This is a genomic window from Streptomyces sp. URMC 127 (assembly GCF_051386535.1).
GTDB lineage: Bacteria > Actinomycetota > Actinomycetes > Streptomycetales > Streptomycetaceae > Streptomyces.
Window position 1 is genome coordinate 1 of sequence record NZ_JBPQTW010000450.1, and the last position, 1,143, is coordinate 1,143.

Here is a 1,143-nt window from a genome sequence, read left to right on the forward strand (position 1 = left end):
GGTGACGCGGGGGCCGGTGGCGCGGGGGCCGGTGGGCGCCTGGGTGCCGTCGGCGGTTCCGGTGGCCGCGGGGGACGTGTCCGCCGCCAGCCGGCTGCGGTCGATCTTGCCGCCGCTCGTCACGGGGAAGGATTCCCGGGCCACGAGCGCGGGGACGGCTTGGGCGGGCAGCCACTGCGCGCAGTAAGCGCGTAAGGCGGGGAGCGGCAGGGGTAAGCCGGGCTCCGCGGGGGTCACGTACGCGGTCAAGGTGCCCGCCCCGGCCTCGACGGCGGCCTCGCCGACGGCGGGGTGGGCGCGCAGCCGGGCCTCGACCTCGTCGAGTTCGATGCGGTGGCCGCGCAGCTTCACCTGGCGGTCCAGCCGGCCGCGGTACTCCAGGGTGCCGTCGGCGCCCCGCACGGCGCGGTCGCCCGTGCGGTACAGCAGGCCGCCGGGCTCGGCTCCGGGCACGCTGACGAACCGTGCGGCGGTCAGCTCCGGATCGCCCGGGTAGCCGAGGGCCAGGCCGTCCCCTCCGACGTACAGCTCGCCCTCCTCGCCCGGTGCCGCGGCGGAGCCGTCGGGGCGCAGGACGTGGCAGGTCGAGGCGCCGAAGGGGCGGCCTATGGGGACGCCGGCGGCGTCGGCGGGCAGGGTGCGCAGGATGTGGGCCGTGGAGACCACGGAGTTCTCGGTCGGGCCGTAGAAGTTGACGACCGTGGTGTCGGGGCAGGCCTCCAGGACGGCGCAGGCGAGCGCGGGGTCCATGGCTTCCCCGCCCGCCGACACGAAGCGCAGCCGCTTGAGCGCGCGGGGCCGGTTCCGCGCGACGAGGTGGAAGACGCTGGTGGTCAGGTAGGCCACGGTGACGCCGTACGCGTGGAAGACCTCCTCCAGCGCGGCGGGGGACAGCAGTTCCTCGCGGTCGGCGAGGACCAGGCAGGCGCCGGTGAGGAGCGCTGCCCAGATCTCGATGGTGGACGCGTCGGAGGAGAGCCCGTAGGCGTGCAGGACGCCGTCGCCGGGGCCGGGCGGCGGCAGTTCGGGCTCGGAGAACACCAGGCGGACCACGCCGCGGTGCGGTATCGCCACGGGCTTGGGCCTGCCGGTGGAGCCGGACGTGAACATCACGTACGCGCAGTCGGCCGGGGAGACGGGGGC

General features: G+C 76.1%; 1 protein-coding gene. It reads right to left on the reverse strand.

Annotated elements, in window-relative coordinates:
• A partial coding sequence (locus tag ACSNOH_RS34840; protein WP_436725450.1) for an AMP-binding protein occupies positions 1–1,143 on the reverse strand: 1,143 nt, incomplete at both ends.